Genomic DNA, 13696 nt, shown 5'->3' on the forward strand with positions numbered 1-13696 from the left:
TGCTTGACCCTATAGTGGCTACAGGGTCTTTACTTGGCAACAGGCACCTTTCATGGACGCGACCCGATGAGCGATTCCCTTCATATTCACAAACCCGAAGACGGGCATGATCACGATCACAGCCACAAGCTGCAGCCTGTGCAGCAGAAGCATGATCATGGCGGCCACGGCGATTCCTGCTGTTCCTCGAAAGTGGCGGCACCGTCGCTGATCAAGTTGAGCGAATCGCCGACCGACGGCGCACGGCTCAGCAGTTTCCGCATCGACGCGATGGATTGCCCGACCGAGCAGACGCTGATCCAGAACAAACTGGGCAAGCTCTCGGGTGTGCAGCAGCTGGAATTCAACCTGATCAATCGGGTATTGGGCGTGACCCATGACCTGCCGAGCACCGCGCCGATCATCGACGCCATCAAATCGCTGGGGATGGTCGCCGAGCCGTTGGAGCAGGGCGTTGAAGCCCCCGCGCCAGCCGCCGAGAAAAAACATTGGTGGCCCCTGGCGCTGTCCGGCGTCGGTGCGCTGGCAGCCGAAGTCATTCACTTCACCAACGCCGCGCCGAACTGGGTGGTGGCGATCATCGCGCTGGTGTCGATCCTCAGCGGCGGTCTCACCACTTACAAAAAGGGCTGGATCGCCCTCAAGAACCTCAACCTGAACATCAACGCGCTGATGAGCATCGCGGTGACCGGCGCGATCCTGATCGGTCAGTGGCCGGAAGCGGCGATGGTGATGTTCCTCTTCACCGTGGCCGAGTTGATCGAAGCCAAGTCCCTGGACCGCGCGCGCAACGCCATCGGCGGGCTGATGCAGATGACCCCGGAACAGGCCACGGTGCTGCAGGCTGACGGCAGCTGGGTCGAACAAGACGTCAAAATCATTGAGTTGGGTGCGCGGGTGCGGGTGCGTCCGGGTGAACGCATCGGTCTCGATGGTGAAGTGGTGTCCGGCACGTCCACCATCGATCAGGCGCCAATCACCGGCGAAAGCCTGCCGATCGAGAAGACCGTGGGCGATAAAGTCTTCGCCGGCACCATCAACCAGGCGGGCTCGCTGGAATATACGGTGACTGCTGCCGCCAACAATTCGACTCTGGCGCGGATCATCCACGCCGTGGAACAGGCTCAGGGCGCGCGAGCACCGACCCAGCGCTTTGTTGATCAGTTCTCGAAAATCTACACCCCGGCGGTGTTCATCTTTGCCCTGGCCGTGGCAGTCATCCCGCCGCTGTTCATGGGCGCCGTGTGGTTCGACTGGATTTACCGGGCGTTGGTGTTGCTGGTGGTCGCTTGCCCATGTGCGCTGGTGATTTCCACGCCGGTGACCATCGTCAGCGGTCTCGCGGCAGCGGCGCGCAAAGGGATTCTGGTCAAGGGCGGCGTCTATCTGGAAGGCGGTTACAAGCTCGATTACCTGGCCCTGGACAAGACCGGCACCATCACCCATGGCAAACCGGTGCAGACCGATTATCTGTTACTCGTCCCGACTGCCGAAGCAACGGCCCCAGGCATTGCGGCAGCGCTGGCCGGTCGTTCCGATCACCCGGTGTCGCTGGCCATTGCCAATGCGGCTGTGGATAAACAAGCAGCGCCGCGGGTTGTGGATAACTTCGAAGCCCTGGCCGGTCGCGGAGTGCGCGGAGAGATTAACGGTCAGGTCTACCACTTGGGCAACCATCGACTGGTGGAAGAGCTGAACCTTTGCTCCCCAGCGCTGGAAGAGAAGCTGTTTGCTCTGGAAAAACAGGGCAAGTCGGTGGTGCTGCTACTCGACCAGTCCGGCCCATTGGCGCTGTTTGCCGTGGCCGATACGGTGAAAGAGTCCAGCCGCGAAGCGATCCAGCAGCTTCACGACTTGGGCATCAAGACGCTGATGCTCACCGGCGACAACGTCCACACCGCCCAGGCGATTGCCGCGCAAGTCGGCATCGACGAGGCCAAGGGCGACCTGCTGCCGACCGACAAGCTGCAAGCCATCGAAGCGCTTTATGCACAGGGCCATAACGTCGGCATGGTCGGCGACGGCATCAACGATGCTCCGGCACTGGCCCGGGCCGAGATCGGTTTTGCCATGGCCGCTGCCGGCACCGACACTGCCATCGAGACCGCCGATGTCGCCCTGATGGACGACGATCTGCGCAAGATCCCAACCTTCATCCGTCTGTCGCGACAGACCTCCACCATCCTCAAACAGAACATCGCCCTCGCGTTGGTCATCAAGGCGATCTTTCTTGGGGTAACCTTCGCCGGGATCGCCACCATGTGGATGGCGGTGTTCGCCGACATGGGCGTGAGCCTGTTGGTGGTGTTCAACGGTTTGCGCCTGCTGCGTAAATAAACGATGAGGGAAGGGTGTGCTGAGTGCCGAGCTGAAGGCGTTTTACATGGTGGCCCGCCTGGGCAGCATTACCCTGGCGGCGAAGAAGCTCGGCCTGAGCCAGCCCACCGTGACCACCCAGATTCGCAATCTGGAAAGTCAGTACTCGGTTGAACTGTTCTACCGTGGCGGCCGCCGCCTCAGCGTCAGCGATGAAGGCGCGCGGTTGCTGCCGATGGTCAAGGCGCTGTTGCAGCAGGAAGCTGACATCGAGTTTTTCCTGCGCAACAGCGGCCAGGTCCAGGGCACGCTGCGCATCGCGGCCACGGCGCCGTATTACATCCTCGACCTGGTGAAGACCTTCCGTGAGCGTTTGCCACAGGTGGAAGTGTCGGTGGAAATCGGTAACTCGCAGCAGGTGCTGGAGGCGCTGGAGGATTACCGGGTGGATGTCGCCGCGTCGTCGCAGTTGCTTGACGATGCGCGCTTGATTCGCCGGGTGCTCGGCAGCGATCCGTTGGTGCTGGCGGTACATCGTAATCATCCGTTGGCCGTTCACGATCATGTGCCGCTCAGCGCGTTGGCCGGGCATACCTTGTTGATGCGCGAGTCGGGCTCGACCACGCGGCGGCTGACCGAAGAATTACTGGCCGGCGCCGGGGTGAGTTTCGGGCCGTTGCTGGAGATCGGCAGCCGCGAGTCGATCCGCGAGGCGGTGCTGCGCAATATCGGCATCAGCATCATCGCCCGGCAGGAAGTGCCGCATGACCCGCAGTTGCGCGTGCTGACCATCGAGAATGCGCCGCAGATTCCGGAATACCTGTACTGCCTCAAGGAAAGAAAAGGCGCGCGGTTGCCGGCGGCGTTTCTGGGGTTGGCGCAGGAAATGGCCCCGGCCTAATGATCGTTCCCACGCTCTGCGTGGGAATGCCTCAACGGACGCTCCGCGTTCGGCTCGGGATGGGACGCAGAGCGTCCCTGGCTGCATTCCCACGCGGAGCGTGGGAACGATCGGCGGTGAACCCAAATCCCCGAATACCACTATCAGCCGTTTTTGCCTCACTGCCACATGACGGACGCATTACAAACCTAGGATGGGCCTCATCTGCTTGATGAGGTCTGTCCATGAACCACTCGATCGCAACTGCCCTGACCAACCCCGGCGCGCCGATGAAAGTGCGCGGCGTGCAGAAACGCTTCGGTGCCTTCACCGCGCTGGATAACGTGTCCCTCGACGTGGCGGCCGGTGAGCTGGTGTGTCTGCTCGGCCCGTCGGGTTGTGGCAAAACCACCTTGCTGCGCTGCATCGCCGGCCTGGAGAAACAGGACAGCGGCGAGTTGTACCTTGGCGAGCGCGACGTTTCTCACCTCGCGCCGCAAGCCCGGGACTACGGAATCCTGTTCCAGTCCTACGCGCTGTTCCCCAATCTGACGGTCGAAGCGAACATTGCCTACGGCCTCGCCGGCAGTGGTCGCGATGAAGTGCGCAAGCGTGTCGGGCAGATGCTGGAACTGGTCGGCCTGCTCGGCAGCGAGAAAAAGTACCCCGGCCAATTGTCCGGCGGCCAACAACAACGCGTGGCCCTGGCCCGTGCTTTGGCCCCGGCACCTTCGCTATTGCTGCTGGACGAACCGATGTCAGCCCTCGACGCCCGGGTCCGCGAGCACCTGTGCACCGAACTGCGCCAATTGCAGCGCAACCTCGGCGTCACCACCCTGATGGTCACCCACAATCAGGACGAAGCCATGCTGATGGCCGACCGCATTGCCGTGATGAACAACGGCAGGGTCGAGCAATACGCCACGCCGCAGGACATCTACGATCGTCCGGCCACGCCATTCGTGGCGGAGTTTGTCGGGCAAGGCAACTGGCTGCCATTTCGCCGCAGCAGCGACAGCCATGCCCAGGTCGGCGGCCTGAATATGCGCCTGGCCGAGGGCAGCGCGAAAACCGCTTCCGGCCGTTTGTTCTGCCGCCCGGAGGCGATCAACGTCAACCCGGCTGTGCATGAAGAAAACCTGTTCCCGGCCAAAGTTCGCGAGATCACTTTCCTCGGCAACCGCTGTCGCATGAGTTTCGAACTCGATCAACTACCGGGTCACGCCTTGCTGGCGGAACTGGCGCCGGAAGCCATGCCGCGCCTCGGTGCGCAGCAGATCATGGTCGCCTTGCCTCCGCGCAGCCTGCAGGTGTTTGCCTGATGAGCGCGAACCTCGCGCTGCCGATACCGCACAAGCAGGTTCGGCAGACCTCCCGTGCCGAGATCGGCGACCGGGTGTTCGTGGTGGGCGGCAAAGTCCTGTTGCTGGTGTTGATCGGCGTTGCGGTGTTGATGCCGTTGCTGGCGATCTTCTGGCGTGGCTTCAGCTCGGAAGCCGGGCAGGGCGGCGGTCTAGTGGCTGCCCGTGAATTGGTGACCAGTGCGAATTTCCACTGGTTGCTCGGCAATAGCCTGAAAGTTTCCCTCAGCGTCGCGGCGATTGTCGTACCGCTGGCCTACCTGTTTGCCTACGCGCTGCAACGCACCTTGATTCCTGGCAAAGGCATCTGGCGCGGCATGTCGCTGTTGCCGCTGATGGCGCCGTCGATGTTGCCGGGGATTGCGCTGGTTTATCTGTTCGGCAATCAGGGCATGTTGCGTGGTTTGCTCTCGGACAATATCTACGGCTTCTGGGGCATTGTTCTGGGCGAGGTGATCTACACCTTCCCACACGCCTTGATGATTCTTCTGTCGGCGCTTTCGTTGGCGGATGCGCGACTGTTCGATGCGGCATCGAGCATGGGCGCCAGTCCGGCCAAAGCCTTCCGCAGCATCACCTGGCCGGCGACCCGTCAGGCGGTGTTCGCCGCATTCTGCCTCGTCTTCACGTTGACCATCACCGACTTCGGCGTGCCCGTGGTGGTCGGCGGCGACTATCAAGTGCTGGCGCTGGAAGCTTACAAAGCCGTGGTCGGCCAGCAACAATTCGGGCGCGGCGCGTTGATCGGCATGGTGTTGCTGCTGCCGGCGCTGTTCAGCTTCGGTGTCGATGCCTGGTTGCGCCGACGTCACGGCGATTCCATGAGCGGCCGCGCACAAGTGTTCAAACCGGCGCCGTCGAAGCTGCGGGACGGCTGCTACCTGGCCATCGTGTTGCTGATCTGCGCGGTGTTGCTGCTGGTGTTCGGCATGGCGGTGTACTCGTCGCTGGTGAAATTCTGGCCGTACAACCTGTCGCTCTCGCTCAACCATTACCAGTTCAACGACACCGCGGGCGGCGGTTGGTTGGCCTACGGCAACAGCGTGAAAATGGCGTTGGGCACGGCGTTGATCGGCAGTGTGCTGATCTTCACCGGCGCCTACCTGATGGAAAAAACCAAGGGCCAGCGCGGACTGAATCTGACCTTGCGCATGCTCAGTTTCGTACCGATGGCGGTGCCGGGCCTAGTGCTGGGTTTGGGTTACGTCTTCTTCTTCAACCTCAGCGGCAACCCACTGCATGTGCTCTACGGGACCATGACCCTGCTGGTGGTCTGCACCATTGCTCACTATTTGACCACTGCACAAATGACCGCCACCACCGCGCTGCGCCAGCTCGACGCCGAGTTCGAAGCCGCCGCGCTGTCGCTCAAGGCGCCGCTGTATCGACATTACCTGCGAGTCACGGTGCCGATCTGCCTGCCGGCGTTGCTGGACATCGTGCGCTACCTGTTCGTCTCGGCCATGACCACCGTCTCGGCGGCGATTTTCCTCTACAGCCCCGACACCATCCTCGCGGCGGTGGCAGTGCTGAACATGGATGACGCCGGAAACGTCGGCGGCGCGGCGGCGATGTCGACCCTGATTCTGTTCACCTCGGCGGGCGTGTCCTTGCTGCTGGCCTGGGCTTCGCGCGGTTTGTTGCGCCGCTCCCAGGCCTGGCGGCAGACCGCGCCCGGCAACTGACTCACACCCTCAACTCAAAAACAGGAAAAGATCATGTTCAAGCCCCTGGCCCTGGCCGCTGCTGTCCTCACCGCTTTCAGCCTGAACGCCTTCGCGGCGAAAACCGAGTTGACGGTGTACACCGCCCTCGAAGCCGAACAACTGAAGACCTACAAGGACGCCTTCGAAAAGGCCAACCCGGACGTCGAGATCAAGTGGGTGCGTGACTCCACCGGGATCATCACCGCCAAGTTGCTGGCCGAGAAAGAGCGCCCGCAAGCCGATGCGGTCTGGGGCCTGGCCGCATCGAGCCTGGCGATCCTCGATCAGCAAGGCATGCTGCAAAGCTACGCGCCGAAGGACCTGGGCAAGATCGGCGGCAACTACCGCGATGCCGCCAACCCGCCAGCCTGGGTCGGCATGGACGTGTGGGCCGCGACCATTTGCTTCAACACCGTCGAAGCCGAGAAGCAGGGCCTGAGCAAACCCGTGAGCTGGCAAGACCTGACCAAGCCTGAGTACAAAGGCAAGATCGTCATGCCTAACCCGGCCTCGTCCGGTACTGGTTTCCTCGACGTCAGCGCCTGGCTGCAAACCTTTGGCGAGAAGCAGGGCTGGGCCTACATGGATGGCTTGCACCAGAACATAGGTCAATACGTTCACTCCGGTTCCAAGCCGTGCAAACTCGCGGCGTCCGGTGAATTCCCGATTGGTATCTCCTTTGAATACCCGGCGGTTCAGCTGAAACGCCAAGGCGCGCCGCTGGACATCATCCTGCCGAAAGAAGGCCTGGGTTGGGAGATTGAAGCGACTGCGGTGATCAAGGGTACGCAGCACGAAGACGCGGCGAAGAAACTGGCGGACTTCTCGGCCAGCCCGGCGGCGATGGAGCTTTACAAAGAGAACTTCGCGGTCCTCGCGCAGCCAGGTATCGCCAAACCGCAGACCGAATTACCGGCGGATTACGAGCAGCGGCTGATCAAGAACGACTTTGCCTGGGCGTCGAAGAATCGCGACGAAATCCTGACTGAGTGGCGCAAGCGCTATGACGGCAAGTCCGAGAAAGTGGTTGCCAAGTAACCGACACCGCTCGACCGATCGTTCCCACGCTCTGCGTGGGAATGCAGCCAAGGACGCTCCGCGTCCTCTGTGACGCAGAGCGTCACGGGATTCATTCCCACGCGGAGCGTGGGAACGATCATTGGGGGAACTCCATGACGCAACACCACGACATGCTCATCGTCGGCGCCGGCATCCTCGGCCTGTCCCACGCCTACGCCGCCGCCAAGCGCGGTCTCAAAGTCAGCGTTTTCGAACGCAGCGAAACACCTTTGGGCGCTTCGGTCCGCAACTTCGGCCAGGCCTTGGTCACCGGCCAACCTCCCGGCCCGATGCTCGAACTGGCCAAAGCGAGCCGCGACATCTGGGGCCATTGGGCCAACGTCGCCGGCCTGCAACTCAAGCGCAACGGCTCATATCTATTTGCGCGCACCGAAGCCGAAGAACACCTGCTACAAGCCTTTTGCAACGGTCGCGCCGTGGAACACAACTACAACGTCGAACTGTTGCGCGGCGCGGCGTTGCGGGATTTGTACGGCGGCCAGTTCAGCCATCACCGTGCTGCGCTGCACGGCATGGACGATCAGCAACTGTATTCCCGCGAGGCAATTGCGGCGTTGATCGATTACCTGCGCCGCGAACTCGGCGTCGAGTTTCATTTCTCCACGTTGGTGCGCGACATCGAGCCCGGCCGCTTGCAAAGCACCGCCGGCAGTTTCAGCGCCGGGCAGATCATCGTCTGTTCCGGCCATGATTATCAGACGTTGCTGGCCGAACCGATTGCCGCGCTCAACCCGCAAATCTGCCGCCTGCAAATGCTCCGCGCCCGGCCGCAAATCAACCTGAATCTGCAACACGCGTTGCTCACCGGATTGAGTTGCGTGCATTACGGCGCATTTGCCGACCTGCCGGAAGCCGCCGCGGTCCAGGCGCAAATCCTGCGCGACGCACCGCATTTGCACGACAACGGCATTCACCTGCTGATCAGCCCGACGCCTTACGGCGAATTGATCATCGGCGATTCCCACCATTACGGCAGCGATCCTTCACCGTTCAACGCCGAGCAGGTGGACGACTGGATGATCGAACTGGCCGAGCAAACGCTGGGCTGCAAAATACAAGTGCTGGAGCGCTGGCAAGGGGTCTATGGTTCAAAAGGCCCGGGCCCGTTCTCGTTCCTGCGCCCGCAACCCGGTGTAAGCGTGGCGCTGATGCACACCGGCGTCGGCATGAGCGTCGGACCGGCGATGGCCGAGCGTAACGTCGCACTGCTGTTGGGAGAGGATTGATGGCGAGTCATGAACAAGTGGTCGACGAGGTCTTCGCCCTGTACGAACGCTTCGGCGACAGCGACTACATCGGCGAACCGGTGTCGCAGATCGAGCACATGTCCCAGGCCGCCGAACGGGCCATGGCCGAAGGCTTCGACGATGAAGTGGTGTTGGCGGCGTTCTTCCACGATATCGGGCATATCTGCGCCGAGAGCGCGGAAAACATGGGCGGCTTCGGCGTGGTCAGCCACGAGCGCCTTGGCGCTGACTATTTGCGGCGCGCCGGTTTCAGCGAACGCATGGCGCGGCTGGTGGAGTACCACGTGCAGGCCAAGCGTTATCTGACATTGAAAGAACCTGGGTACTACGAACGCTTGAGCGAGGCCAGTCGCCGCACCCTGGAATATCAGGGCGGGGTGATGACGCTGGCCGAGGCCGAGGCGTTCGAGCGCGATCCGTTGTGTGCCGTCAGTTTGCGCATGCGCCAATGGGATGAGCAGGCCAAGGAAATGTGGGTGCCGCTGATTGATCTTGAAGTGCTGAAGGCGAAAGCGGTTGCGCTACTGGTCCAGGGAGATGCCCGTCGTTTTACGGGCAACATTTAGCGAAATGCCCTACTCCTCGCGGCGAATGAGCGCCATGGCCGCAACGCGGTGGAGTCGCTAGTGTTTGAGCTTCTTTAATCGGCAAGGAACGCTCATGCGCTATTTGAAAGTCACCGTTCAGGATCGAATCGGCAACGGCCGGGCAGACTCTGTATTACTGCAGTTCTATGAGACGGCCTGTACGCCGGGCGATGACATTCTGCTCAATAAAGCCTTTGCACTGGATTTCGACGCCGATGGCAACGTCGATTACAAAATGGGCGATGTCACCAACAACGGTGCGGAAAACACTACTGATCAGCGATTGCTGAAGACCTTCGCCAATGCGTGCCTGAAACTCAACTGGTTCAATCCCGGAGCCTCCACCAAACGTTATCTGAAAATCTTCGTTGAAGATTTCGCCAGGGATGGCAGCCCGGATACCGTGCGTTTGCACTTTCATGAAGGCACCGGCAAACCGACCGACAAAACCCTGGCTTATACCGCCGCGGCCTACGACACGGACAACAACGGCACGCTGGATTGGGTGATCCACTTCGATGTGGACAATGATGGCGATACCGACGCCGCGGATCAGGAGCTGGTGGCACTGCTGAGTGGTACCTACCTGAAGTTCAAATGGAAGTGATCGCTCCAGTGCGCTACTTGAAGGTCATCGCCAGAGACTCGACCGGCCAGGGTCACGCGGACACCGTGCTTTACCAGTTTTTTGAGCACGATCAATTGCAGCGCGTGGCAACGAACGCTGACCTGCGCCGGCTCAAGACCTTGGGTAAAACCTATCTGAAATGTGCGTGGTTCAACACCGACGAAAGCGAGGAGCGGCACCTGCGAATCTTCTCGCAGAACCCTTCCGCCGACGGCACTCCGGAACAAGTGAGGCTACATTTTCACGAAGGGCCGCTCATCGCCTACAAGGCCGCGGCCCAGGATCTTGATAACGATGGCGAGCTGGAGCTGATATGGAGTTCAGATGTGGACAATGACGGGCGCTCGAATCGCACGGATCGAAGTCGGGTTACGGCATTGGTGAAGCAGTTTTTGAAGTTGGGCTGGTAGCGATAGATCGGTCCCACGCAGAGCGCGGGAACGATCAGGCTCAGAGCTGTCGGGCCAACACTTCAACCTGCTCCTGCCGCTCCGCCTGACTCAACTTCGCCTGCGGATTGAGCGACGACCACTGCGGGTGCGCCCGCGCTTTGTTCAGCGCTTCGGGCAGCTTGCCTTCGCGCCAGGTCTTGTCCTGGGGCATGGCCACTTGAATGCTGTCCATCGCCGCATGCCCGCGCTGGTTCAGGGCTTGTACCAGTTGCCGCTGGCGCAGGGCCAACAGCCGCAGCACGCTGTCATCGACGGTCAGCTCCCGCTGGCCCTTGATCTTGCCCAGCAAGCGGCTGCCATAGCTGCGCGCCGTTTGCAGGGCGCCGCCGGCAATCGCCCCGGCCAGTGCCGCCACGCCTAGCGTGAGGCCGCCCACCAGCAGATCCACACCGGCACCGGCCGCCGCGCCCGCCGCGATGCCGCCGCCCACCCGAACGCCCAGTTGTTTGAGGGTTTCGGGGTTGAACAAGTCATCGCCCCAACGACCATCGAGCAGCGGCAAGTCACTGGCGGCGGCGTCTTGTGGGCGGAAGGCGTAGAGCTTGAGCAGGGCTTCGACGCAGCGCTGTTCCCGTTGTCGAATAGCCTTGCGCAGTTCGCTGATCGCTTGCTGTTCCTGTTCCGCCTCGCTGACCACACTGCGACGGCACGCGGCGCAATCAATCAGCAATTCCGCAATCAGCCGCGCCGCGCTTTGCTGGCGCGCCAGGCGTTGAGCCTGTTGATCGGCGATCAGGCGATCCAGTTGTGGACGGGCGTTTTCCAGCAGCAGCGCGAGGCTTTCATAGAGTCGGCGTTCGCCATCTTCCGGCGGGGCGACGCTGTCGAAGCGCACCAGCGCATGCAAACCCAGGCGCGCCAGAGCTTCACGCCAGTCCGGCTCGCGATGATTGGCGCTGCTGACGAAGTTCAACACCGGCAGCAGTGGCTTGCCGCAACTGGCCAACACTTCCAGTTCATCGCGGTACTTGGCCAGCACCGGCTCCCGGGCGTCGATCACGTAGAGGCCGGCGTCCGAGGCCAGCAGTTGGCGCAGCACCTTGGCTTCTTGCTCGAAACGCTGCCGCGCTTCGCTGCCCTCCAGGAATCGCGCCAGTCGCGCCGGGCCGTCGAGGCGTTCGCCGGGGCGTTCCAGGCGTTCCAGATAGTCGAGCAGGGCGATGGCGTCTTCCAGGCCCGGGGTGTCGTAGAGATCGAGCAACGGTTCGCCGTCCACCGACAGCCGCGCGCCTTCGACATGCCGAGTGGTGCTGGGCCGATGGGACACTTCACCGAATCCGACGTCCCGGGTCAGGGTGCGCAGCAACGAGGTCTTGCCGACGTTGGTGTGACCGACCACCGCGAGTTTCAAAGGCTTAGTCATGACCGGTCTCCAGCCAATTCAACGGCGCGCAATCGGCGAAGGGCAGTTCGAGTTGTTGCAGCGCCGTGTGCCAGTCACCCAAACGCTCGGCATCCAGCGCTTCGCCGGCCGGCGCTTGCAGCAACCAGACGCGGGTGGCGCTGGCGTTGCGTGCCAGTTCGGCGATCAATGCCAGGCTGCCGCGATCCGGTGAGCGGCGTGGATCGCAGGCAATGGCGAGGCGTGCCGGGGGAAAGCGGCTTAGCTGTTCGAGGAGTTTATTTCGGGATTCGCGGCTGTCGAGGATGCCCGCATTGCTGACGGACTTTGGCAATTGCGGTGGCCATGGACGTTGATCGTCCAGTTCGATGGCTACCAGCAGCGCGCCATCGCTGTGCAGGTCACTGACATCGCTTTCAACCCGGTGAAGCTGATCCGGCGCAGCATCGCTAATGCCCAGGCGTTCGCTGGTGGGCATCAGCCGCTCGCGCAATTGCGCATAGCCGGGCAGGTTCAGATCCAGACGCAAGCCAGCCTGAGCGGTTTTCCAGCGCCACAGACAAAGCAGTGCCAGCAGCAGCCGCGGCAGCACACCGTAAACCACCAACACACCGACCAGCCACGTTGCCCAGGCTTGGCGAGCGCTCTCGATATTGAGCGCGGTGTCGCCGCTTGCGCGGATCATTTCCACGGTCGGCACATTGAAACCAAGCAGCGAAGGTAGGGCGCCGAGGGCTTGGGTCATCGCCACGAAGGTGTCGGCACTGAGCAGGGTGGTTTCCCAGACGAAGCCGTAGCGTCGGGTCGCCATCAACGTCAGCAGAATCGCGAGCGCACTGAGCATCGCCAGTAACCACAGGCTGTTGACCAGCACGCCGACGGCCCAGCGATTGAGTTTGTGTCGTTGCAGCAACAGCAGGAGGGCGGGGGCTAGTTGCGCGGCTTTGGCGTCCCTGGCGAGTTTTTCGCTGAGCCACAGCCACAGGCGTCCGAGTGTGGCGCCGTGTTCACCGGCGAACACCAGGCCCAAGGCCCAGCTCAGCAGCAGAATCAGGTTCAGCCCGAGCAGGCTGCCCAAGGCCCAGAACACATTCACCGAGACCTGCCCGTCGCCCAGTGCGGCAAAGGCCAGGCCGGCACCGCTGACCACGGCCAGTACAGCCATCACTAACAACGCTAATCGCGCACCTTGCAGCCAGTGTTTGAGGGCGCTGGTCAGTCCATCCCGTTCGGCCAGCCACAGGGCCCGGCGTTGAATCCGTGTCGGCAGATCGCCGCCCGCCGTGCGGGCCAGTCGGTTGGCTTCCAGGTCGTCCAGGGGCCCGGCGTGTTCTTCGCGCAGGCGGATGGTTTCCGTCAGCCAGAGGTTATTCAGTTCAGTCACGCGGCATCCCGTCGCTTAGATGAACGGTGAGCATAACCGCTGTGGCGCTTATCGGGAAAAGGGAGGCTCTGGTATCCTCGCCGGCATGACTAAATCACTCCCCCTCAGCCTGATCGCAGCCCTCGGTGAAAACCGTGTGATCGGCGTCGACAACAGCATGCCCTGGCACTTGCCGGGGGACTTCAAATACTTCAAGGCCACCACCCTGGGCAAGCCGATCATCATGGGTCGCAAGACCTGGGATTCCCTCGGTCGCCCGCTGCCGGGTCGGTTGAACATCGTGGTCAGCCGCCAGGCGGATCTGGTGCTGGAAGGCGCGGAGGTTTATCCGTCGCTGGAAGCCGCCGTTGTTCGTGCCGAGGAATGGGCGAAAGAGCAGGGCGTCGATGAGCTGATGCTGATTGGCGGGGCGCAGTTGTATGCCCAAGGGTTGGCGCAGGCTGATCGACTTTATCTGACGCGCGTGGCGTTGAGCCCGGAAGGGGATGCGTGGTTTCCAGAGTTTGATTTGAACGAATGGAAATTGGTGTCGAACATTGAGAATCCGGCGGTGGAAGATAAGCCGGCATACAACTTCGAGGTTTGGGAGCGCGCATAGATCGTTCCCACGCTTTGCGTGGGAATGCCTCTAGGGACGCTCCGCGTCCAGTGACGCGGAGCGTCACGGGCTGCATTCCCACGCGGAGCGTGGGAACGATCGGTCACGATGAAAG

Annotated in this window: 12 protein-coding genes; 10 read left to right on the top strand and 2 right to left on the bottom strand. The window is 61.9% G+C overall.

What is annotated here, in order from left to right:
- The first annotated feature begins 66 nt into the window (after window positions 1–66).
- From HKK53_RS22405 to HKK53_RS22445, 9 genes are all read left to right on the top strand, one after another.
- The gene (locus HKK53_RS22405; protein ID WP_169372624.1) at window positions 67–2337 is read left to right on the top strand and encodes a heavy metal translocating P-type ATPase; all 2271 of its coding nucleotides are present in this window, start codon (window positions 67–69) and stop codon (window positions 2335–2337) included.
- A gap of 16 nt (window positions 2338–2353) precedes the next feature.
- Window positions 2354–3217, top strand: coding sequence for a LysR family transcriptional regulator (locus HKK53_RS22410; RefSeq protein WP_133835545.1), 864 nt, complete (start codon window positions 2354–2356; stop codon window positions 3215–3217).
- Between the two features lie 224 nt (window positions 3218–3441).
- Window positions 3442–4518, top strand: coding sequence for a putative 2-aminoethylphosphonate ABC transporter ATP-binding protein (locus tag HKK53_RS22415; protein ID WP_169372625.1), 1077 nt, complete (start codon window positions 3442–3444; stop codon window positions 4516–4518).
- On the top strand, window positions 4518–6242 hold the full coding sequence (locus HKK53_RS22420) for a putative 2-aminoethylphosphonate ABC transporter permease subunit (protein WP_169372626.1): 1725 nt from the start codon (window positions 4518–4520) through the stop codon (window positions 6240–6242). Before HKK53_RS22415 ends, HKK53_RS22420 begins: the two co-directional genes overlap by 1 nt.
- Before the next feature lie 33 nt (window positions 6243–6275).
- Window positions 6276–7301: a putative 2-aminoethylphosphonate ABC transporter substrate-binding protein gene (locus HKK53_RS22425; RefSeq protein ID WP_169372627.1), complete on the top strand. Its 1026-nt coding sequence runs from the start codon at window positions 6276–6278 to the stop codon at window positions 7299–7301.
- Window positions 7302–7435: 134 nt separating this feature from the next.
- The gene (locus tag HKK53_RS22430; RefSeq protein WP_169372628.1) at window positions 7436–8569 is read left to right on the top strand and encodes a TIGR03364 family FAD-dependent oxidoreductase; all 1134 of its coding nucleotides are present in this window, start codon (window positions 7436–7438) and stop codon (window positions 8567–8569) included.
- Complete coding sequence (locus HKK53_RS22435; RefSeq protein ID WP_169372629.1) at window positions 8569–9156, top strand: phosphonate degradation HD-domain oxygenase; 588 nt, start codon at window positions 8569–8571, stop codon at window positions 9154–9156. Before HKK53_RS22430 ends, HKK53_RS22435 begins: the two co-directional genes overlap by 1 nt.
- A 94-nt stretch (window positions 9157–9250) precedes the next feature.
- Window positions 9251–9784, top strand: coding sequence for a hypothetical protein (locus HKK53_RS22440; RefSeq protein ID WP_169372630.1), 534 nt, complete (start codon window positions 9251–9253; stop codon window positions 9782–9784).
- Window positions 9775–10215: a hypothetical protein gene (locus HKK53_RS22445; protein ID WP_237150594.1), complete on the top strand. Its 441-nt coding sequence runs from the start codon at window positions 9775–9777 to the stop codon at window positions 10213–10215. Before HKK53_RS22440 ends, HKK53_RS22445 begins: the two co-directional genes overlap by 10 nt.
- A 40-nt stretch (window positions 10216–10255) precedes the next feature.
- Here the strand turns inward: HKK53_RS22445 and HKK53_RS22450 are convergent, their stop codons facing one another.
- Window positions 10256–11620 carry a GTPase/DUF3482 domain-containing protein gene (locus HKK53_RS22450; RefSeq protein ID WP_169372631.1) on the bottom strand — a complete coding sequence of 455 codons (1365 nt, stop codon included), beginning with the start codon at window positions 11618–11620 and terminating at the stop codon, window positions 10256–10258.
- Complete coding sequence (locus HKK53_RS22455) at window positions 11613–12983, bottom strand: DUF2868 domain-containing protein (protein WP_169372632.1); 1371 nt, start codon at window positions 12981–12983, stop codon at window positions 11613–11615. The genes HKK53_RS22450 and HKK53_RS22455 overlap by 8 nt, the downstream gene beginning before the upstream one ends.
- Window positions 12984–13068: 85 nt before the next feature.
- On the opposite strand from HKK53_RS22455, the gene HKK53_RS22460 reads away from it, so the two are divergent.
- Window positions 13069–13581: a dihydrofolate reductase gene (locus tag HKK53_RS22460; protein ID WP_169372633.1), complete on the top strand. Its 513-nt coding sequence runs from the start codon at window positions 13069–13071 to the stop codon at window positions 13579–13581.
- Window positions 13582–13696 lie beyond the last annotated feature (115 nt).

It is taken from the genome of Pseudomonas sp. ADAK7 (assembly GCF_012935675.1).
Taxonomy (GTDB): Bacteria; Pseudomonadota; Gammaproteobacteria; order Pseudomonadales; family Pseudomonadaceae; genus Aquipseudomonas.

Bases quoted from the DNA above. Each gene is read 5' to 3' on its own strand.
- HKK53_RS22405 (WP_169372624.1), top strand. From the start codon at position 67: ATGAGCGATTCCCTTCATATTCACAAACCCGAAGACGGGCATGATCAC.
- HKK53_RS22415 (WP_169372625.1), top strand. From the start codon at position 3,442: ATGAACCACTCGATCGCAACTGCCCTGACCAACCCCGGCGCGCCGATG.
- HKK53_RS22420 (WP_169372626.1), top strand. From the start codon at position 4,518: ATGAGCGCGAACCTCGCGCTGCCGATACCGCACAAGCAGGTTCGGCAG.
- HKK53_RS22425 (WP_169372627.1), top strand. From the start codon at position 6,276: ATGTTCAAGCCCCTGGCCCTGGCCGCTGCTGTCCTCACCGCTTTCAGC.
- HKK53_RS22430 (WP_169372628.1), top strand. From the start codon at position 7,436: ATGACGCAACACCACGACATGCTCATCGTCGGCGCCGGCATCCTCGGC.
- HKK53_RS22435 (WP_169372629.1), top strand. From the start codon at position 8,569: ATGGCGAGTCATGAACAAGTGGTCGACGAGGTCTTCGCCCTGTACGAA.
- HKK53_RS22440 (WP_169372630.1), top strand. From the start codon at position 9,251: ATGCGCTATTTGAAAGTCACCGTTCAGGATCGAATCGGCAACGGCCGG.
- HKK53_RS22445 (WP_237150594.1), top strand. From the start codon at position 9,775: ATGGAAGTGATCGCTCCAGTGCGCTACTTGAAGGTCATCGCCAGAGAC.
- HKK53_RS22450 (WP_169372631.1), bottom strand. From the start codon at position 11,620: ATGACTAAGCCTTTGAAACTCGCGGTGGTCGGTCACACCAACGTCGGC.
- HKK53_RS22460 (WP_169372633.1), top strand. From the start codon at position 13,069: ATGACTAAATCACTCCCCCTCAGCCTGATCGCAGCCCTCGGTGAAAAC.